The sequence below is a fragment of the Prevotella sp. S7 MS 2 genome (assembly GCF_000762865.1).
GTDB lineage: Bacteria > Bacteroidota > Bacteroidia > Bacteroidales > Bacteroidaceae > Prevotella.
The window spans coordinates 1-19,536 of record NZ_JRPT01000031.1; the positions used below are offsets into that span (position 1 = coordinate 1).

16 protein-coding genes, 1 tRNA gene and 1 pseudogene are annotated in these 19,536 nt (G+C 44.6%); 9 read left to right on the top strand and 9 right to left on the bottom strand.

Features of this window, described 5'->3' with window-relative positions; all coding sequences use genetic code 11:
• Positions 1 to 50: 50 nt before the first annotated feature.
• The 7 genes from rodA to HMPREF0671_RS06555 all read right to left on the bottom strand — a co-directional run bounded on the left by rodA (position 51) and on the right by HMPREF0671_RS06555 (position 7,517).
• Positions 51 to 1,520, bottom strand: a complete 1,470-nt coding sequence (gene rodA, locus HMPREF0671_RS06525) for a rod shape-determining protein RodA (protein ID WP_036898369.1) — start codon at positions 1,518 to 1,520, stop codon at positions 51 to 53.
• A complete protein-coding gene (gene mrdA, locus HMPREF0671_RS06530) occupies positions 1,501 to 3,351 on the bottom strand; it encodes a penicillin-binding protein 2 (protein ID WP_036898372.1) in 1,851 nt (616 codons plus the stop codon). Before mrdA ends, rodA begins: the two co-directional genes overlap by 20 nt.
• 24 nt (positions 3,352 to 3,375) lie before the next feature.
• A complete protein-coding gene (gene mreD / locus HMPREF0671_RS06535; RefSeq protein ID WP_036898375.1) occupies positions 3,376 to 3,876 on the bottom strand; it encodes a rod shape-determining protein MreD in 501 nt (166 codons plus the stop codon).
• 21 nt (positions 3,877 to 3,897) lie between these two features.
• Entirely contained in the window at positions 3,898 to 4,761 is an 864-nt protein-coding gene (gene mreC / locus HMPREF0671_RS06540) for a rod shape-determining protein MreC (RefSeq protein ID WP_036898378.1), read from the bottom strand.
• 42 nt (positions 4,762 to 4,803) lie between these two features.
• Complete coding sequence (locus HMPREF0671_RS06545; protein ID WP_036898380.1) at positions 4,804 to 5,826, bottom strand: rod shape-determining protein; 1,023 nt, start codon at positions 5,824 to 5,826, stop codon at positions 4,804 to 4,806.
• 34 nt (positions 5,827 to 5,860) lie between these two features.
• The gene (locus HMPREF0671_RS06550) at positions 5,861 to 6,454 is read right to left on the bottom strand and encodes an IMP cyclohydrolase (protein WP_036898384.1); all 594 of its coding nucleotides are present in this window, start codon (positions 6,452 to 6,454) and stop codon (positions 5,861 to 5,863) included.
• A 190-nt stretch (positions 6,455 to 6,644) separates the two neighbouring features.
• Positions 6,645 to 7,517 carry an RNA polymerase sigma factor RpoD/SigA gene (locus HMPREF0671_RS06555; protein WP_036898386.1) on the bottom strand — a complete coding sequence of 291 codons (873 nt, stop codon included), beginning with the start codon at positions 7,515 to 7,517 and terminating at the stop codon, positions 6,645 to 6,647.
• A gap of 1,042 nt (positions 7,518 to 8,559) precedes the next feature.
• On the opposite strand from HMPREF0671_RS06555, the gene HMPREF0671_RS06560 reads away from it, so the two are divergent.
• Entirely contained in the window at positions 8,560 to 9,729 is a 1,170-nt protein-coding gene (locus HMPREF0671_RS06560; protein WP_036898388.1) for an ectonucleotide pyrophosphatase/phosphodiesterase, read from the top strand.
• A 30-nt stretch (positions 9,730 to 9,759) separates the two neighbouring features.
• Positions 9,760 to 11,019, top strand: coding sequence for an Nramp family divalent metal transporter (locus tag HMPREF0671_RS06565; protein ID WP_036898391.1), 1,260 nt, complete (start codon positions 9,760 to 9,762; stop codon positions 11,017 to 11,019).
• Between the two features lie 18 nt (positions 11,020 to 11,037).
• Here HMPREF0671_RS06565 and HMPREF0671_RS06570 read toward each other — a convergent pair whose 3' ends face one another.
• The gene (locus HMPREF0671_RS06570; protein WP_036898395.1) at positions 11,038 to 12,993 is read right to left on the bottom strand and encodes a KUP/HAK/KT family potassium transporter; all 1,956 of its coding nucleotides are present in this window, start codon (positions 12,991 to 12,993) and stop codon (positions 11,038 to 11,040) included.
• A 421-nt stretch (positions 12,994 to 13,414) separates the two neighbouring features.
• Between HMPREF0671_RS06570 and HMPREF0671_RS12690 the strand changes: the two are divergent.
• The 3 genes and pseudogenes from HMPREF0671_RS12690 to HMPREF0671_RS06585 all read left to right on the top strand — a co-directional run.
• Positions 13,415 to 13,552 (top strand): annotated as a pseudogene (locus HMPREF0671_RS12690) (divalent metal cation transporter); the annotation flags it as partial.
• A gap of 45 nt (positions 13,553 to 13,597) precedes the next feature.
• Positions 13,598 to 14,074 carry a hypothetical protein gene (locus tag HMPREF0671_RS06580; RefSeq protein WP_036898405.1) on the top strand — a complete coding sequence of 159 codons (477 nt, stop codon included), beginning with the start codon at positions 13,598 to 13,600 and terminating at the stop codon, positions 14,072 to 14,074.
• A gap of 17 nt (positions 14,075 to 14,091) precedes the next feature.
• On the top strand, positions 14,092 to 14,571 hold the full coding sequence (locus HMPREF0671_RS06585; RefSeq protein ID WP_156431065.1) for a hypothetical protein: 480 nt from the start codon (positions 14,092 to 14,094) through the stop codon (positions 14,569 to 14,571).
• Between the two features lie 398 nt (positions 14,572 to 14,969).
• On the opposite strand, the gene HMPREF0671_RS06590 is transcribed toward HMPREF0671_RS06585, so the two are convergent.
• Positions 14,970 to 15,043: transfer RNA gene (locus HMPREF0671_RS06590), tRNA-Met, on the bottom strand.
• A 149-nt stretch (positions 15,044 to 15,192) separates the two neighbouring features.
• Between HMPREF0671_RS06590 and HMPREF0671_RS12025 the strand changes: the two genes are divergently transcribed.
• The 4 genes from HMPREF0671_RS12025 to hemE all read left to right on the top strand — a co-directional run bounded on the left by HMPREF0671_RS12025 (position 15,193) and on the right by hemE (position 19,524).
• Complete coding sequence (locus tag HMPREF0671_RS12025) at positions 15,193 to 15,591, top strand: START-like domain-containing protein (protein WP_036898456.1); 399 nt, start codon at positions 15,193 to 15,195, stop codon at positions 15,589 to 15,591.
• A gap of 132 nt (positions 15,592 to 15,723) precedes the next feature.
• Positions 15,724 to 17,088, top strand: a complete 1,365-nt coding sequence (gene hemN / locus HMPREF0671_RS06600) for an oxygen-independent coproporphyrinogen III oxidase (protein WP_036898458.1) — start codon at positions 15,724 to 15,726, stop codon at positions 17,086 to 17,088.
• A 4-nt stretch (positions 17,089 to 17,092) separates the two neighbouring features.
• Entirely contained in the window at positions 17,093 to 18,499 is a 1,407-nt protein-coding gene (hemG, locus tag HMPREF0671_RS06605; protein ID WP_036898411.1) for a protoporphyrinogen oxidase, read from the top strand.
• Positions 18,496 to 19,524 carry a uroporphyrinogen decarboxylase gene (gene hemE / locus HMPREF0671_RS06610; RefSeq protein ID WP_036898413.1) on the top strand — a complete coding sequence of 343 codons (1,029 nt, stop codon included), beginning with the start codon at positions 18,496 to 18,498 and terminating at the stop codon, positions 19,522 to 19,524. The genes hemG and hemE overlap by 4 nt, the downstream gene beginning before the upstream one ends.
• Positions 19,525 to 19,536 lie beyond the last annotated feature (12 nt).

The window sequence follows — 19,536 nt, forward strand, 5'->3', positions numbered from 1 at the left end:
TTTAAAAACAAAAGTCATGGATTTTATAAAAGCATGAAGCCATTAACATGCTATGTACGTACCAAATTACGCCCGGCGTCTATCCTCAAGAAGATAAAAAGAAGAAGGGTAAAGCCCCACAACGAAGACCCCCCATAACTGAAGAATGGCAGCGGAATACCGATAACAGGGGTCAATCCAAGCACCATTCCTACATTGATAAACACGTGGAATAAGAAAATACTCAACACACAATAGCCATAAATACGACCAAACTTGAATGGTTGCCGCTCGGCAAGTTTGATTAATCGGAGTATCAAAGCCAAGAATAAGAGCAGCACTCCAGCCGAACCTACGAATCCTTCTTCCTCTCCTACTGTGCAAAAGATAAAGTCGGTGTCTTGTTCGGGCACAAATTTAAGTTTCGTCTGTGTACCATTTAAGAATCCTTTGCCGCGCAATCCACCGGATCCGATGGCTATTTCGCTCTGATGCACATTGTATCCTGCACCGGCCAAGTCCTCATCCAATCCCAACAACACGTTGATACGAACACGTTGGTGTGGCTCCATCACATTGTTCAGCACGTAATCGGCCGAATAGAAAAAGACGATGGAACCTACGGCGAAAGCTAAGATAAAAAAGTAAGAGGGGAAACGTGTGCGCAACCACATGTAGAGTAAATAGAGCACAAGAGCCACCGATACGATGAGTTGTACCCATACTATATCGAAAGGTATCACATACTCGGAGAACAAGAAGAATACCAACGTCGTACCAAGACAACCGGCAAGAATGTACAAGAATTGCTTTTTCTCTCGACAATAGATATTGACCATGAAGGCCGTACATATCTGTACCAACAGCAACACAACGAATTTGCCGATAGAGGTTGGCGTACCGAGGAGCATGACATTCTCGAATTTGATGCCAACCACGAAATAAACGACCATGGCAACGCCTGTAAACAGCACGCTACCCGGCATTCCTTCGCGATAAAACATGAGGAAGAAAGAGAGGTAAACCAATGCCGAACCGGTCTCACGCTGGCCAATAATAAAAAGCATCGGAAGCAAAACGATACCACAAGCCGCAGCAAAATGCTTCCATTGATGGATGTTGAAGCCGTAAGTACTCATGAGTTTAGACACGGCTAGAGCCGTGGCAAACTTGGCAAACTCGGCAGGTTGCAATCGCAAAGGTCCTAATACGAGCCACGATCGAGAGCCTTTAATCTGATGAGGATTAAAGATAGTGACGAACAAAAGCAACAGTAAAGCCGCGTAGATGACGTAGGAGAAAGTATCATAAACTCGGTCGTCCATCATCAACAGCACAAAGCCAAGTACGATGGAAGTAGCAATCCAAATGATTTGCATACCTGAACGGCTGTCCATACTGAAGATATTGTTGTCGCCATAGGTGTAGCCGGCACCGCAAACACTCACCCATCCGAAGATGAGCAAAGCAATATAGATGCCTATCGTCCACCAGTCGAGCGAACGTAACACGCTAGGTTGTCTACCTATTCCTTGAGCCATAAGCGATTCTTCGTCTTTGGAAGTCGGCTGCTTTCTTCTCCGAGGCTTCCGAGAGTTTACCTTTTATATATTGTTCCATCATGAGTGAGCCAATTGGTACACCATAGTCGGCACCGAAACCACCATTCTCTACATATACGGCAATGGCTATCTTTGGTTCATCCATTGGTGCAAATCCCATGAAAACGGAGTGGTCTTGACCGCGGTTTTGGGCTGTACCGGTCTTACCACAGACTAGATAGTCGGCTCGGTTGGCTGCCTTACACGTTCCTTTGATAACAGATGAGCGCATACCGGCGACCACATAGTCGTACGCCCGGCGGTTGGCCTTGGTGTAATGTCGACGTGTGTACAAGGTATCCAAAGGCTCGCCTTGTACCTTACGTACGATATGGGGAACATAATAATATCCACGATTGGCAATGGTAGCACCTAGATTGGCAATCTGAAGAGGCGTCAGATTCACCTCACCTTGCCCGATGGAGATACTAATAACGGTAAGTCCATTCCACGAACCACGGTAAGCGTTGTCGTAGAACGACGCATTAGGAATCAAACCACGTTTCTCTCCGGGTAAGTCGATGCCTAGTTTATAGCCAAATCCCATGCTCACCATGTAATCACGCCATAAGTTCATGGCCTCTTGTACATTCTTATACTTCGCCCGATTGCTCATCATGTAGTATAATCCCCAACAGAAATAGGCATTACAAGAGGTACTTAGAGCCTCAACAAGATTCAAAGGAGAGGCGTGACCGTGGCATCCTACGTGCAGACCTCGGTAGTAAAAGCCATGATGACAAGGGAACATGGTACTCGGAGTGATGATTTTCTCTGTCATATAAGTGAGTGCCTGCGTAGTCTTAAACGTCGAACCGGGGGGATATTGTCCCATGATTGAACGATTCAGCAAGGGTTTCCAAATATTTGCGGAAAGTACCCTGTGATACTTACCACGCTTCCGTCCGACGAGCAAACGAGGATCATAGGTAGGCGATGAAACCATACATAATACTTCACCCGTAGACGGTTCGATGGCCACAATGCTTCCTATCTTACCTTGTAGCAACCGTTCGCCTAAAGCCTGAAGCTTTAAATCAAGACTCAATGTAAGGTCTTTACCGGCCACCGGACGCTGATCGTACTTCCCATCTTGATATTTTCCTTGGATACGACCGTGTGCATCGCGCAGTAACACCTGCACTCCTTTCACACCACGGAGCTGTTGTTCGTATGAACGTTCGACTCCTAACTTGCCTATATAGTCGCCTGCTTGGTAGTAATCGTCTTTCTCTATGTCGCTCTCACCGACTTCTCCCACATCTCCCAATACGTGTGCTGCATAAGGATATTGGTATTGCCGGATGCTACGTTTTTGTACATAGAAGCCGGGGAAACGGAATATCTTCTCTTGGAACACGCTAAACTCGCGGTCGGAAAGTTGACTAAGAAAGAGTTGCTGGGTAAATCTGGAGTAACCGGGATTCTTACTTCGGTCTTTAATATCCTCCATTCGCTTCACGAAAAATTCCTTGGTAATGCCCAAAGCTTCGCAAAACTCGGTGGTATCGATCTTGTCGCGAGCCTCATTTTCTACCACCATGATGTCGTAAGCTGGTTGATTATAAACCATCAACTTGCCATGACGATCGGTTATAATACCCCGCGACGGGTATTCAATCTTTTTTAAGAAGGCATTGCTATCGGCATTCTTCTTGAAGTCATCGCTCAATAATTGGAGCGTAAACAAACGGATAATGTAGATGACCACAATGGTGATGGCCACCCCGGCAATAACTGTTTGTCGCTTTTCAAGATCGTAATCCTTCACTAATCGTTTGAAATAAGAATGTATTTATTTCTTTCTCAAGTTCTCCAACACCAATACCAAGATGACCGTCAAGACGATACTACCGCCAATGGTGGCCAACCAAAGCTGCCAATTGAAGAAGTTGAATGCCTCTAGAGTAAAGAACACAAAGCAGTAAATCGTCACTGAAATAATGGTATAGTAAACGAATTTAGCCGTACCAAGTGTTGAGAAAGAGGGCGCCAAAGTGTCGTCTACATCACGTTGGATAAACATTGACAACAGATAAGGCTGTAAAAGACCAAGAAATGTCATTGAGGCCATGGTGACACCGGGCGTATCTGAGAACACATCTATGCCCAATCCCATGAGGAAACACAGCAACAGAATAGCCCATTTAGGGTATCCTCGACGGAACAGCAACACCATATAAACATAAGGAAGTGGCGTAGCAAAGCCGAAAAGATGGACATGATTGAGCACCAAAACTTGCGCCAACAACAGCAACACAAATATAAACATGCCCTTCAACAAACTTACATTCATCTGTCTATCATCTCCTTTCTATCAATTACTCTTCTCCATGAGGGAGTCTTTCGCTGCTCTCATCACGTCAAGACGCTCTGTTACGGCGGCATTATCAATGACACAGACATCGCGTAGATTGCCGAAATCAGTCGCCAGAATCACCTTCAAACGATACGACAGACCATCAGCAGAGTTATAGACGTGGCGAATTTTCCCCACCAAAATACCCGGTGGGAACACCGAAGAATATCCGCTTGTCACCACATCTTCAAACAATTTGAAATGAGCATGGCGCGGAATATCATCTACATTGGCCATATTGGCAGCTCCACCCGACCAATGCAGATAACCGAAATAGCCACGATTCTTGATGGTGCAGCTGATATTCGACCGCGAATTGAGCACCGGTATGACGATAGAGTAATGGGCCGACGTCATATAAACGATGCCCACAACGCCTGTTCCACATACGACGCCCATGTCCTTTCGCACTCCATCGGCTGCACCACGGTCGATAGTCATCAAGTTATCGGGCTTATCGAGCGAGTTGCTCACCACCTTTGCCGGTATCAGCCGGTATCCTTGTAGAGTCGGGAGTTTCTCTGTATGCAAGTAAGCAGAGTCTTGTGTCTGCTTAGCCAACTGTTCCGACAACAGTCTAACCTGCTGTTCCAGAGTCAGATTTCGACTGGTTAACGCCTGATTCACCTTTGTCAGAGAGAAGAAAGATTCCACCTCCGAACTCATCTCATACACTTTCCCCGATACGGCATTGGCAGACGAAAACCATACACTGCCTTGATAACTGTTGAACTGAAACAATAATACAAAGCTTACTATTTCCAGTAAAACAAAAAGAAACCAGTGGTTATTCTTAGCCAAAAAGTTTAATAGGTTGCGCATGTGATGAAAGGCGATCTCAGGAACAGTTTACCAACGACGCTCTTATCGCATAAGGAAAGAGAAGCGGTCTACATTCTTCAATGCAATACCGGCTCCCTTTGCAACACTATGCAATGGGTCTTCTGCAATATGGAACGGAATATTGATCTTATCTGTCAAGCGCTTGTCGAGCCCGCGAAGCAATGCACCGCCTCCACTTAGGTAGATACCGTTCTTCACGATGTCGGCATAGAGCTCTGGCGGAGTATTCTCCAAGGCCGAGAGTACAGCGTTTTCAATCTTCGCTACAGTCTTATCAAGGCAGTGTGCAATCTCCTGATAGCATACAGGAACTTCCATTGGGAGTGCCGTAATGCGGTTCGGGCCATGCACAATAAAGTCTTCGGGAGCCTCTTCGCCTAGATCTGTGAGGGCAGAACCCACATGAATCTTAATTCGTTCGGCCATACGCTCACTCACCTTCACATTGTGTTGGCGGCTCATGTATTCCTGAATGTCGGCCGTAAGGTCGTCACCGGCTGTGCGAATAGAGTTGTTCGACACGATACCACCGAGCGAAATCACAGCGATTTCAGTGCTACCACCACCTATATCAACTATCATATTGCCCTCCGGAGCCTCTACATCGATACCTATACCGATAGCTGCTGCCATCGGTTCAAATATTAAATAGACGTCGCGACCGTCAGCATGCTCGGCACTATCGCGCACCGCACGCAACTCAACTTCGGTAGAACCTGATGGAACACCGATAACCATACGCAGCGACGGAGAGAAAAGTCGACTACCGGTATGTACCATTTTAATGAGTCCACGCATCATTTGCTCACACGCAGTGAAGTCGGCTATCACACCATCGCGCAACGGACGGATGGTACGAATATTGTCGTGCGTCTTCTCATACATCATTTTTGCCTTTCCACCGACAGCAATCATCTTGTCGGTGCGGCGATCTAAAGCTACTACCGAAGGCTCATCGACCACAATCTTATCATCACTGATGATGATCGTATTGGCCGTGCCAAGGTCCATAGCTATTTCTTGTATAAACGAAAAAAATCCCATGAAATAGTGTTTCGGATTTATATTTTATGTGTATTTACTTACTAAACCAAGCGTGGATAGCTGTATCGTAGTGGCTACTTACACCAAATGCACGCTCAGCGAACATCTTACGATCTTCTATATCGGTCTTGGCTCCCTTCTCATTCAGTATATCTAGCAACATACCATACTCTGCTTTGCTAGGCACAATCACCACATCTTTGAAGTTCTTTGCACCGGCACGAATCAAAGAGATGCCGCCAATATCTATTTTTTCGATGATATTAGCCTCAGAAGCTCCACTGGCTACGGTCTGTTCAAAGGGGTAAAGATCTACGACAACCAAGTCGATAGAGGGAATCTCATACTCCTTCATCTGCTCCAAGTCACCTGTATTCTCACGGCGAGCAAGTATTCCACCGAATACTTTCGGGTGCAATGTCTTCACACGTCCACCCAAAATAGAGGGATAAGAGGTCACACTCTCCACAGCCTGACATTCATATCCCAATGATTCGATAAACTTTTGAGTTCCTCCTGTAGACAGGAATTTCACACCTTCTGCATTCAGTTTGGCCAGCAACTCATCCAAACCGTCTTTGTGGAAGACCGAAATAAGCGCGGTCTTCAACTCTCTTGTCTCTGCCATATCTATTTATTCATTATAATGATGAGAATGCAAAGTTACGAAAAACATTGATAGATGTGTACGAAAACACTGAAAAATTAAGCTTTTTATATAAGGTATAACGATAAAGGCGATTCCATCTTGGAATCGCCTTTCATTATCTTTCAGAGCAAAAACTTTCAACTCATCACTCTTCACTCAGAACTTCTCACTACCCCAAGTATTTCATGAGGATACGAGCATAACCGCTATCACGCAATTTAGCGATACTCTTTTCACGAATCTGGCGCACACGCTCACGTGTCAAACCAAGCTGATCGCCAATCTCTTCAAGCCCCTTTTCATGACAAGCAATACCGAAGCATTCGCGAATAATTGTAATTTCACGATCTTTCAATACCTTCTTCAACACCGATTCCAGCTCCAACGCCATCGACTCATGGTCTACTTGACGGTCAGTACGACTATCATCGCCCGACGCCATCACGTCTACCATGCTATTGTCTTCGCCATCTTGGAATGGCGCATCAATACTTACATGATGACTATCGGCCATCAGACTCTGGTCTATCTTTTCTTCTTCTATCTTCGTTACACTTGCTAACTCCGACAAAGATGGCTTACGTTGGTTCTCCTGCTCAAACTTATTGATTTCGCGGTTAATCTTATTCAGCGAACCTACTTGATTCAATGGCAGACGCACAATACGACTTTGCTCGGCAATAGCCTGCAAAATGCTCTGGCGAATCCACCACACTGCATACGAAATAAACTTAAAACCGCGTGTCTCATCAAATTTTTCGGCAGCCTTTACGAGTCCGATATTACCTTCATCAATAAGGTCGGTCAACGAAAGTCCCTGATGCTGATACTGCTTGGCAACAGAAACCACGAAACGCAAGTTTGCCGTTACCAACTTCTCTTTAGCTCGTTCACCTTCACGTCCGCCTTTCTTGATTTTCTGTGCCAGCTCAATTTCCTCATCAATAGAAATCAATGGAGCACGTCCAATCTCTACAAGGTATTTATCTAATGCCTCACTCGAACGGTTGGTAATACTTTTTTGTATCTTTAGTTGTCTCATTCCCTTTACCTTAAATCTAACTACCTGATTTACAATTCAATGTCCACACCTCTTTATAAAAGGCATGCAAAGGTACCAAAAAAGTAAACACAAAGCAAGTGATATTTGCATTATTTACCAAATATACATTTATTTAACATTACTAACATACCATATCGCTTTCAAGTTATTAGGAACTAGAAAACTGAAAGAGAGTTAATCCAAATACATATAAATGTTTATCAAACATTCAACAAGTAATAATTATCATTGAATTATACCTACATAAGTATATGATAGGACTCGTAGGAACGCGAATGGAAGACCTTTTGTCTCTACAGGAGCCACACCCCAACCCTCCCCATAAAGGGGAGGGCGAAAGAAATAAAGCTTTTCTGTCCCATGACTTAAAAACTTATCAACTAAAAAACTCATGAACTAACAAACTCAACCAATAACTTATCAACTCAAAAATTTAAATACTAAGACCCAAACTCAGCTACTTGTCAACCTAAAATCTTGTCTACTTGTTCACTCTTTGACTTGTCTACTAAAACGATTGGGCTGGGGTGGGGCTGTTGCAGCGGCTTCTCAGCATCACTGCCTCAACTTTTCAGCATTTCTGAATAGGCTATGCAGTAAAACTGCGAAGCCCTTGCAGTTTGATAGTAAAGAAGTTTACGAGTAGACAAGTGAACGAGTTTAAAAGAGAAGGAAACAAGTTACAAGTAGACAAGGAAACAGTTTTAAAAGGAAAATAAACTAGTCAACGAGTAGACAAGTGAACGAGTTTAAAAGACAAGTGAATAGTATAGCGTTATTAGAAAACAAGAATTCCTGCAAAAAGCGATGTATCCGCTCTTACGATTCTTCCTCTTCTGCTATGCAGAATATGTAAGAAAAGAATGCGACAATTGGTACTATCTTATTTTTTATGGCTAACTTTGCATAAGCTTACCAACTCTCAAGGGTGACTGTAGGAAACGGAATGTACTCCGTCTCCATAAGATAGATTCACCTGAGACTGTTATTTTAGACGTTTACAACATATACAACCACTGATATGAAAAAGTTACTGATTGCACTAACTCTATGCCTCACTGCCCTCACAAGTATGGCAGGGAAGCACTATACAGTCATTGTTTCGCTCGATGGATTCCGTTGGGACTATCCCGATTGGTACGATACGCCGGCTCTCGACACCTTGGCTGCCAAGGGTATAACGTCGGGATTGATTCCATCCTTCCCTTCTAAGACATTCCCCAACCACTATACGCTGGCCACAGGATTGTATCCTGATCACCATGGTATTGTGCATAACACATTCTTCGACAAGGTTTCTGACAGTTTCTTCTCGCTGGCTAATAAGGCAACGAAACTCGACTCGCATTTCTATGGTGGCGAACCTATTTGGGTAACGGCTCGTCAACAGGGTGTCAAGACAAGCATACTTTATTGGCCGGGGTCCGATGTAAAGGTAAAAGGCATGCTGCCCGACCGGTTTTTGGAATACGACAAAGCACCCAGACTCACCTTCGAAGAGCGCGTAGAAGGCGTGCTCAACGAGTTGCGCAAACCCGAAAAAGAGCGTCCGCAACTCATCATGGCCTACTTCGAGCAGCCCGATGCCCACGGTCACCATTTCGGTCCGCAAAGCAAAAAGACCAGACAGGTGGTCATGCAAGCCGACACGCTCATGGGAATGATATATCGTGGCATACAACAACTGCCTTTCGCGGCCGACGTCAACTTCATCGTTGTATCCGACCATGGTATGACTTGGGTGGACGAGGGACACCAAGTGCCACTCAAATCACGGTTAAAAGCAGAGTGGGTGAAAAGCATCCAAGGCAACGTCCCGGCCATGATATACGCGCGTGAAGGTTGCACCGACTCCATCTATCAGGCACTTCGCAACATTGACCATGCCCGCGTATGGAAACGTGGCGACGTCCCGGCCTACCTACACTACGGCACCAATCCGCGCATTGGCGACATCGTAGTTTGCCCCGACGGCGGTTATTTGGCGCAAGACACACCGGTGAAAGGTGGAGGTACACACGGTTTCGACCCGGCCGAGCAAGATATGCACGCCTTATTCCGTGCTGCCGGCCCCGACTTTCCACATGCTACACTCCCCCACTTTAGCAATGTAGACGTCTATCCACTACTCTGTAAATTGCTCGGACTCACGCCTGCCCCCAACGACGGAGAAGTACCGGCCGGCCTATAAAGCACCCCACAACACATTAGACCAACGACTATGCTGAATATATTCAAAGAACTGAAACGCCAAGACCATCCGAGAATCCTCGGTGGTATGGACATATTGAAATACATCGGTCCCGGATTGCTCGTCACCGTGGGCTTTATCGATCCCGGAAACTGGGCCAGTAACTTCGCAGCGGGATCCGATTTCGGTTACGCCTTGCTGTGGGTGGTCACACTATCTACCATCATGCTCATCGCTCTACAGCACAACGTAGCCCACTTGGGTATCGTTACCGGGCTCTGCTTGAGTGAGGCTGCCGAGAAATACACACCCAAATGGATTGGTCGCCCCATCATCGTCAGTGCCGTACTGGCTAGCATCAGTACCTCCATGGCAGAGATATTAGGCTCGGCCATTGCCCTGCAAATGCTCTTTGGAATCCCCATCGTGTGGGGCTCTACCCTCACAGTGGTGGCCGTACTCATTATGCTTTTCACCAATTCTTATCGCCATATAGAGCGTGCCATCATCGGTTTTGTATCTATGATTGGACTCTCTTTCATCTACGAGATATTCTTAATAGACATTGATTGGCCTGCTGCTACCACGGGATGGGTAGTGCCTAGCGTGCCCGAAGGAAGTCTGCTCATCATCATGAGTGTGCTCGGTGCCGTGGTAATGCCCCACAATCTATTCCTGCATTCAGAGGTGATACAGAGTCGCCAGATACATACGAAGGGTAAGACAGACATAGAGAAGACACTGAAATACGAACTATTCGACACCCTTTTCTCCATGATTGTGGGCTGGGGCATCAACAGTGCCATGATATTATTAGCTGCTGCAACATTCTACAATCACGGTATCCATGTGGAAGAGCTGTCACAAGCCCAATCGCTGTTGACCCCATTGTTAGGCAACAATGCCGGAAACATCTTCGCCATGGCGCTGCTGCTGGCCGGAATTTCGAGTACCATCACCAGCGGAATGGCTGCCGGAAGTATTTTTGCAGGCATGTTTGGTGAGTCGTACAATGCCCAAGACACCCACTCTGTCGTAGGTATCTGTATCTCACTGGGGCTGTCGTTGCTCATCATCTTCTTCATCTCCGATCCATTCCAAGGACTCATCTATTCGCAGATGTTGCTGAGTGTGCAACTTCCTTTTACCGTATTCTTGCAGGTAAGCCTTACCTCTTCCAAGCGCGTCATGGGTTGTTACGCCAACAAGCCGTGGAATTCGGCCTTCCTCTACAGCCTCGCCGCCATCGTAACCATACTGAATATATGGCTGCTGATAGAGAGTATTTAAGCCTTATAATTCCATCGTTTATTCTTTAGGAACGATACGCCGACCTCCCATACGGGGTGCAACAATCAACGGCACGCGCTCTACGACAACACTACTTGTGTCAAGTCCCAAGGCTCGTTCTTCGCTAATGCCGATGTGCTTGATGAGCGCATAGAGCCCCATAATAAAATTATCGCGCGAATTATCAGAACTAAAAGGATAGAAAATGCGATGAATAATGATAAAGCGGAAGTCGCCGGCAATCTTTCTCTGAGCCAAAGAGCGATATGCACTCGTCAGTTGGAACTGTCCATTGGCAACCAAATCTTCTACCACCTGTCGTAGATAGAGTGTGAGATAAGGTTGTACTCGAAAACCAATCTGCACGTCTACACGGTATAAAGTTTCCCGGATTAGCGGTGTAAAGGTGTACGTAAGCGTATCGGGACTGTCGACATACTCAAAATGAAACAGCCAGTAATGTTTGGCACGTTTGGGATTTTTGTGGATAATAGAATAGATAACCTTGCCTTCAACCAAGTCTATATCAGAGGTTTTACTGATATAGACTAGATTAGTAGCATACATCGGAATACTCTCATCGGCCTTAATAGCCTTGATTATGTCAAAATATTGATTGACACGCAGGAAGCTGAGATACTTCGTTCTTATCTTACTTGCATGATACCATATAAACATCGTGCTGCAGAAAAGGCCGGCCAATAAAATAGTGAACCATCCACCATGGAAAAATTTAAAGGCATTAGCTATAAAAAACAAGCCTTCAATACCTCCGAATACTAGTGCGAATACGAATATAAGCAGTCTATTCACCTGCCTCATCGACAGATAATAGACTAGCAACACAGTCGTCATCAACATCGTTATGGTAATAGATAGCCCGTAGGCGGCTTCCATATTCTCAGACGATTGAAATACCAATATTGTAAGGATACATAGTATATAAAGCGAAGTATTGACCCAAGGTACAAACATCTGTCCCTTGTGGCGGGTGGGATATTTGATACGTAAGCGCGGCCAAAAGTTAAGATTCATAGCTTCACTGAAGATAGTGAACGCCCCACTGATAAGAGCCTGACTGGCAATAACGGCTGCCATCGTAGCCATGATGATAGCCGGTACGAGAAAACTCTGCGGCATGATGGCATAGAAAGGGTTGAGCCCGGAAGCAACCTCTCCACGATGAGCGATAAGCCAAGCCCCTTGTCCCAAATAATTGAGTATGAGCATCGACTTCACATACATCCAACTCCACGTAATATTGCGCTTACCACAATGACCTAAATCAGAATACAGCGCCTCGGCTCCGGTAGTACAAAGAAATACAGCACCCAATATGAGGAACCAAGAGGGATTGTGCGCCAAGAGATTGAGCGCATAATAAGGATTGAACGCTTGCAAGATAGCCCAATGATGGGGCAATTGGCAAACTCCTACCACACCCAACATGAAGAACCACAAAAACATGATATAACCAAAGGACTTACCGATGGCGTTGGTACCAAATTGCTGAACGAAGAATAAAACCGTGATAATGGCAATACTAATAGGCAATATCGGTGGCGTGGAATGAAGAGCCCCCAGCCCCTCAATAGCCGAAAGTACGGTGATAGAAGGGGTGATGATACCGTCGGCAACAAGCGTACTGGCCCCGACAATAGCTAGTAGGTAGAGCCACGTACGCTTGCTGCGCTTCACAAGAGCATAAAGAGCCAAGATACCTCCTTCTCCCTTATTATCGGCTCGCAATGCTATCAATACATATTTAATGGTTGTCTGCATGGTTAGCGTCCAGATGATGCACGACACAGCCCCTACTATATAACTCGTATCGTAGTGTCGATTCACACCGATAATCGTCTTCATCACATACAAGGGCGAAGTGCCTATATCGCCGAAAACAATACCCAATGTGACAAACATGCCCATCAGACTCCAACGTCTGGTTGCATTACTATCTTCTGTTGCTTTCATCCTTGAAAATATCTCTATAAAATGGCGCAAAGATAGGGATAAAATGCTTTTGCAAGCATAAAACCAGAAACTTAGTTAATGCCATTAACCATTATTAACCATGGGATAAATTGTAAAAATAGAATGGCTCACAGAATGAGAAACAAACAGGCTTAAAATCCACTTTTGCGGCTGAAATGCCACAACAAACCGCAAATTATGCGTCTTATTTACAAAGTTAAGGCGCAAGAACTTGCTTGCGTAAAGCTAAAAAGGTATATTTGCAATGTATAAAGCTAATGTTTATCCATGAAAGAGAGCATTGGAACGACCGGCATTAAGACTATCACTATTCATGATATTCTTCATTGTTACACTATTCTAGGAACTTTTCTAGTTGCAGCCATTGCAGAGTGTACAGTTTCATTCTGTTACACCTTGACAAGTAAGTTCTTTCTCTTCCAAGCGCATCATGGGTTGTTACGCCAACAAACCGTGGAATTCGGCCTTCCTCTACAGCCTTGCCGGCTTCGTAACCTTATTGAATATATGGCTACTGACAGAGGGTATATCAGCATAAAAGCAGGGACCAGTTATAGTAGTTAATTTTACAATTTGATTTTCTATGACATACGACAGTTATAAAATCAGACCGCTTACAACCCTCAGTATCATACTTTTTGCCATGATATTGTTGATAATACCCGGCATTGCTAGCTTCTTAGTTGCAAAAGATTGGTATAGCTTGGGATTCATGATAGTCATCATATCATTAGCTATATACCTTATATATGACTATTATCAATCACGCCACGACCATATTATGATCACGGGTGCCGGCATACAAATACGTATCAAACAGCAGATACAAGACATCTTGTGGGGTGACATTGAGTATATTGCTTTTTGTGCACGGCCTTTCGACGGTTTGTTTTTGCAAATTAAATATACAGGCCATCGCCCACCTACAGAAATAAACTTTGGCCGTGGTACCTATTGGACTGCCAACTTCTACCACTTACGGCGCAAGATTATCCACTTTTCACAACGAGATGACATCACAATATTGCGATCGAAGCAATGGTATCTGAAGATTGTATAATATAAAATTCCATGATTATGGATAGAAGACTACCCCTTTTAAGCATGTTATCACTGCTATTCGTAATATTATCATGCCACACAGTGCCCAGTGGAACAAGATTATCTGAACTACCATATACACAAGTTACGATACTAGAGTGCCACGACTTCGACATGCAAACATGCCCAATAGCTATTGGCAACCGTATTTTCACCATTGGACGAGGATGGGGATACACCAACAATACATTATCCAAAACCATTCTCGGCGATGGACTTACCGAGGGAATTCTTATTCTGGATGTCCCGGATTCTATCCTTGGCTACGACAAGACAGCTAAACCCTATATACACCTCAACCTCTATCGCACCAACGACAAGGTATATTTCATGGGCAAACGCTACCGAATTGCACGCGAAAACAGAGATAGTATCTTCTCTACATTATATCCATCACAAGGCAATTTTAAAAATTGCATGGTGTTCATCGGGGATATCCCCTATCGGAAGAAATGAAAATGGAGTTCCGAAAAAACTCGCTAAATCAAACAAAAATGGGGGCTACGCAGAGTCAACCTGCAAGTTACAAAACGAAGTGCAATAAAAGAGTAGCCCTCAAGTTGATTCTTTGATACCCCTCAAGTTACTCCTTAGCTATCCTACAAGTATGCCCCAAGTATGCCCCAAGTACATAAATATATTTTTCATGTTGATATGGTAAAATGCAGAAAAAGCTTGTTGAAACCTATTTCATGCTAGTGTAAAGTAATGAAAAATATTTCCTTGCACTATGCTGCAAGCACCTATTTTTGGACTCAAAATGTTCCATGAATGTTCCACTTGTTGGTAGTAAACGAAATAAAGGATTTACGAATAGTTTCGTAAATCCTTTATTATTAAGATTTTATCCTTTGTAGCGGGGGTGGGACCCGAACCCACGACCTCCGGATTATGAATCCGACGCTCTAACCAGCTGAGCTATCCCGCCATCACAACTCGCAGCAAGTGCTGTTTGCGGGTGCAAAGGTATACAAGTTTTTTGATTATACAAAATTTCAATCTCCTTTTTTATTGTTTTCCTCAGTATTTTTTTATATTTTTGTAGCTGAACAAGTTTTATATCAACCCAACAAGTACATGAAGAAAGAGAAAATAACGATTGAGCACCTGTTGAGTTCAAATTCACCATCCATCATTTGGGACATAGTGGGGACTGTTCACGGATGGGCTTGTTGGCTTGCCGATGAAGTCACACAAGACCAAGATGAAATCACATTCGTATGGGGAAAAGTATGGAGCCACCACGAGATTCGGAAAGCTAAACTTATTAGTTGTAAGAATTTCAATGCCATTCGTATCCGGTGGGAAGACGAAGAAGACTTGGAGGCTTTTGTAGAAATCAAGATGGAGCGAACAGATTTGACCGGTCATTACATGCTTATTATTACAGATTTTGCAGAACCTAATGATATGGAGCAACTAGAAAATATATGGCAAGACAACTTGACAAGGCTTCATCAAGCAACAGGATTATAAAAAGAGATACGCAACAAGGCTCTGTAGAATAAGCCTTTTAGCCACTTTACTCCTTACAAATAAGGATTGTTTTTGTATAACTTTGTTTGTACCTTTGCATTTTATAGTATGAGCACGAACAAGATACAAAACATTAACCAAGACATTATCGATAAATATAATGTTCCGGTACCACGATATACCAGTTATCCGCCTGCGAATTATTTTGAAGATTTCACAGAGGCAGACTATCTCAATGCTGTAAACAAATCGAATACAGCAACCGACAAGCATCTATCATTCTACTTTCATATTCCGTTTTGTAGACACTTGTGTCATTACTGTGCGTGCAACTCGTACTGTATGCATAAGCCCGAAGTTGTGTCGGCTTACGTAGATGCGTTGCATCAAGAGATTGACTTATTGTTACCACACTTAGACTCAAATCGCAAGATTTCACAGATTCACTATGGTGGTGGTACGCCAACGCTCCTTGAACCGAAAGAGATTAAAAAGCTCAACGAGCATCTGCTTTCCCATTTCGATACTATAGAGCAACCAGAGATTGCCATAGAATGCCATCCGGGGTATCTCACACTAGAGAAATGGCAACAATTGATAGATTGCGGTTTTACTCGTATGAGCATAGGTATACAGGACTTTAACGAAGCTGTACTAAAAACCGTAAATCGCCAACCGGCGTGCGAACCGATAGAAGACGTGGTTGCTCTCTTACGCCAATCAGGCATTAAGCTCAATATGGACTTCTTATACGGCTTACCGGGACAGACGCCCGATTCGTTTGCCGAATCCATACGTCGAGCTATTGAACTTCATCCCGACCGCCTCGTGACATTCAGTTATGCCCACGTGCCATGGTTGAAAAAGCAACAACTCATCCTAGAAAAAGCGGGGCTACCCACAAGTTCGGTCAAAGAGAGTATCTTTACAACAGCCAGCCTACTGCTACATGAGGCCGGTTACAAGAGTGTAGGACTCGACCATTTCGTACTTCCGGACGACGAGTTATACATAGCCCGACAAAATCATCAGCTACACCGTAACTTCCAAGGATATTGTACACGGCGTACTACGGCTCAAGTTTATGCTTTTGGTGTCACAGGAATCAGTCAACTTGACGGTGCTTACGCTCAAAACACAAAGAATATAATTGAATATATAGAGCAGACTAATCATGGAAACCTAACGATTCGGAAAGGTTATGCCCTATCAAACGAGGAGCGACTGACTCGCGAAGTAATTGAAACATTGATGTGTAACTATCGTATTGACTGGCAAGATATTGCTAATCATGTGCAAACGAGTGTCGAACAATTGAAAGTTGCCACTGCTTACAACGAGCAGAAACTACAAGAATTTGCTGCCGATGGTATCATCCGATTCGATGATTTACATCTAGAGATGACTGACGCAGCATCTCCTATGGTTAGAAATGTAGCGGCATCGCTCGACCCTCTGATGTTGAAATCCAACAAATCGTTCTCCAAAGCAATCTAACAACATGCAGAATCAAGAAGCTATCAAGCATACAGGCGTGGTCATCATTGGAGCAGGACTCACCGGACTAACCACAGCATATACACTTAAACAAAGAGGATTTGGCGTACATGTCGTAGAAAAGCTGACACGAATAGGCGGACAAATCCAAACACACCGAGTGGGTGACTACATCGTGGAGAGTGGACCTAACACGGGCGCTATATCATTTCCAGAGGTTAAGGAACTGATGAACGAGCTTAAAGAGACTTCGCATGGTACTTGTTTACTCGAACCGGCCGTAAAAGTTGCCAACCAACGATTGATTTGGAAAGGCAGTCGTTTCCGTGCTTTGCCATCCAGCCCTATAGGTGGATTGACAACTCCACTATTCACATGGACTGATAAATTCCGTATTCTAGGTGAGCCATGGCGCCGCAAAGGTCAGAATCCCGACGAAAGTGTAGCAAGCCTAGCTACCCGTAGACTAGGAAAATCATTTGTCGATTATGCAGTAGACCCATTCATATCGGGTGTCTATGCCGGTGATGCTAACCAACTCATCACACGCTATGCCCTGCCAAAACTCTATAATTTGGAACAAGAGTATGGCAGTTTTATTCGCGGAGCTATAGCCAAAGCCAAACAACCGAAGAATGACCGAGACAAATTAGCTACTAAAGAAGTATTCTCTGCTGTTGGTGGTTTAGGACAAATTCCCCAAGCAGAGGCCGACTACATAGGCACAGAGAACATCTCTTTGGGCGTGACAGATGTAAGTATCAAGCCTTTCGAAGACAAGTGGCAAGTAAAATTTACCAGTCAACAAGGCCAAGCCATCATCTATCAATGCCAAAAAGTGGTTACAACTTGCGGAGCATACGCACTGAACAACATGTTACCTTTCATTGAATCTCAACGCCTTGAGCGTATTACCAATCTGCACTACGCCCCCATTATAGAAGTAGGTGTGGGAGTACGCAACACCGAAGGGCTGGATTACAAAGCATTTGGTGGTTTGATACCTTCTCGCGAACAAAAGAAAGTTTTGGGAATCCTCTTTCCATCGGCTTGTTTCAAAGGACGTGCACCCGAAGGCGGAGCCCTGTTCACCTACTTTATTGGTGGGGTAAAACATACTGAGATGCTCGATATGAGCGACGATGAGCTACAAAATCTTGTTGTAGATTACTTCCATAACATGCTCAAGTTCCCATCACACATCCATCCCGACACCATTAATATATTCCGGCACACAAAGGCTATTCCACAATATGAAGTTTCGAGTGGTGCTCGTTTTGAAGAAGTAGGCCGCATAGAAACGGAATATCCGGGGCTCATTATCGCCGGAAATCTACGCAATGGTATCGGCATGGCTCATCGTATCAAGCAGGCACGTGACATTGCCACCAACATACAATTACAGAAATGACAAACCCATTCCTCGACATCGTACAAGGCAAACAAGCCAATCGACCCGCCGTATGGTTCATGCGGCAAGCCGGCCGGGTGCTTCCTCGCTACCAAGAATTGCGACAAAGCCATTCTTTCTTAGAGCTAATGACCCAATCGGAGTTAGCAGCCAAAGTTACATTATTACCCGTTGAAGATTTAGGTGTGGATGCTGCTATCCTCTTCAGCGACATTCTTGTGATACCAATGGCTATGCAGAGTGATGTGGAATGGACCGATAAAGGCCCGGTATTCCCCACTCCATTGGCATTTATAGAGAAACCATCAACCTTGTTAAAACCCCAACCGGAGAAATTGGAATTTGTTTATCGGGCCATCGACCGCATCATGGAGCCCCGCACACAGGGCACTCCTCTCATCGGATTCTGTGGCGCACCGCTTACTACGCTCTGCTATATGCTGCAAGGTTTGAACTCACATACGGGTTTTCCCGATGCCATCAAGTTCTTCTATACTCAGCCCGAAGAAACTCGTAAGCTGATAGATGTTATCACCGAGCTTTGTATCCACTACGCCCGGCAGCAAGTTCGACACGGTATTGACGTTTTCCAGATCTTCGAGACACACGCCGGTCTCGTTCCTACAGAACTCTATGCAGACCTATTCCTACCGGCAGTAAAACGTATTTCCGAAGCTATCCGCAGTATGGGACGCCGTGTTATCTTCTTCCCCAAAGGCATCGGAACAAGTTTATCCCTCATCACTCCCGATATTTGCGACATTGTAAGTATTGATTGGCAGACATCCTTAGAAACCGCCCGCCGGCTTCTTCATCCTTCTATTGGTCTACAAGGCAATCTAGACCCACGCTTACTCTATGCCGATTTAGACACTATTCAGGCTGTACTTGGCACATATGAGAAGTTCTTTGAGAAGCATGGAGCTTGGATTTTCAACCTTGGACATGGCGTATTGGCCGATACTCCATTTGAAAATCTAAAGTATGTGGCTACGTGGGCGAAAGCTCTATCTGCCCACCAATAAACAGAATACAAA

What these genes read in the sequence shown, in the direction of transcription:
- HMPREF0671_RS06580 (WP_036898405.1), top strand. Translation starts at nt 13,598, where the DNA reads ATGACATACGACAGTTATAAAATCAGACCGCTTACAACCCTCAGTATC.
- HMPREF0671_RS12025 (WP_036898456.1), top strand. Translation starts at nt 15,193, where the DNA reads ATGAAGAAAGAGAAAATAACGATTGAGCACCTGTTGAGTTCAAATTCA.
- HMPREF0671_RS06550 (WP_036898384.1), bottom strand. Translation starts at nt 6,454, where the DNA reads ATGGCAGAGACAAGAGAGTTGAAGACCGCGCTTATTTCGGTCTTCCAC.
- rodA (WP_036898369.1), bottom strand. Translation starts at nt 1,520, where the DNA reads ATGGCTCAAGGAATAGGTAGACAACCTAGCGTGTTACGTTCGCTCGAC.
- HMPREF0671_RS06555 (WP_036898386.1), bottom strand. Translation starts at nt 7,517, where the DNA reads ATGAGACAACTAAAGATACAAAAAAGTATTACCAACCGTTCGAGTGAG.
- mreC (WP_036898378.1), bottom strand. Translation starts at nt 4,761, where the DNA reads ATGCGCAACCTATTAAACTTTTTGGCTAAGAATAACCACTGGTTTCTT.
- HMPREF0671_RS06560 (WP_036898388.1), top strand. Translation starts at nt 8,560, where the DNA reads ATGAAAAAGTTACTGATTGCACTAACTCTATGCCTCACTGCCCTCACA.
- HMPREF0671_RS06565 (WP_036898391.1), top strand. Translation starts at nt 9,760, where the DNA reads ATGCTGAATATATTCAAAGAACTGAAACGCCAAGACCATCCGAGAATC.
- hemE (WP_036898413.1), top strand. Translation starts at nt 18,496, where the DNA reads ATGACAAACCCATTCCTCGACATCGTACAAGGCAAACAAGCCAATCGA.
- hemG (WP_036898411.1), top strand. Translation starts at nt 17,093, where the DNA reads ATGCAGAATCAAGAAGCTATCAAGCATACAGGCGTGGTCATCATTGGA.
- mreD (WP_036898375.1), bottom strand. Translation starts at nt 3,876, where the DNA reads ATGAATGTAAGTTTGTTGAAGGGCATGTTTATATTTGTGTTGCTGTTG.
- HMPREF0671_RS06585 (WP_156431065.1), top strand. Translation starts at nt 14,092, where the DNA reads ATGGATAGAAGACTACCCCTTTTAAGCATGTTATCACTGCTATTCGTA.
- HMPREF0671_RS06545 (WP_036898380.1), bottom strand. Translation starts at nt 5,826, where the DNA reads ATGGGATTTTTTTCGTTTATACAAGAAATAGCTATGGACCTTGGCACG.
- HMPREF0671_RS06570 (WP_036898395.1), bottom strand. Translation starts at nt 12,993, where the DNA reads ATGAAAGCAACAGAAGATAGTAATGCAACCAGACGTTGGAGTCTGATG.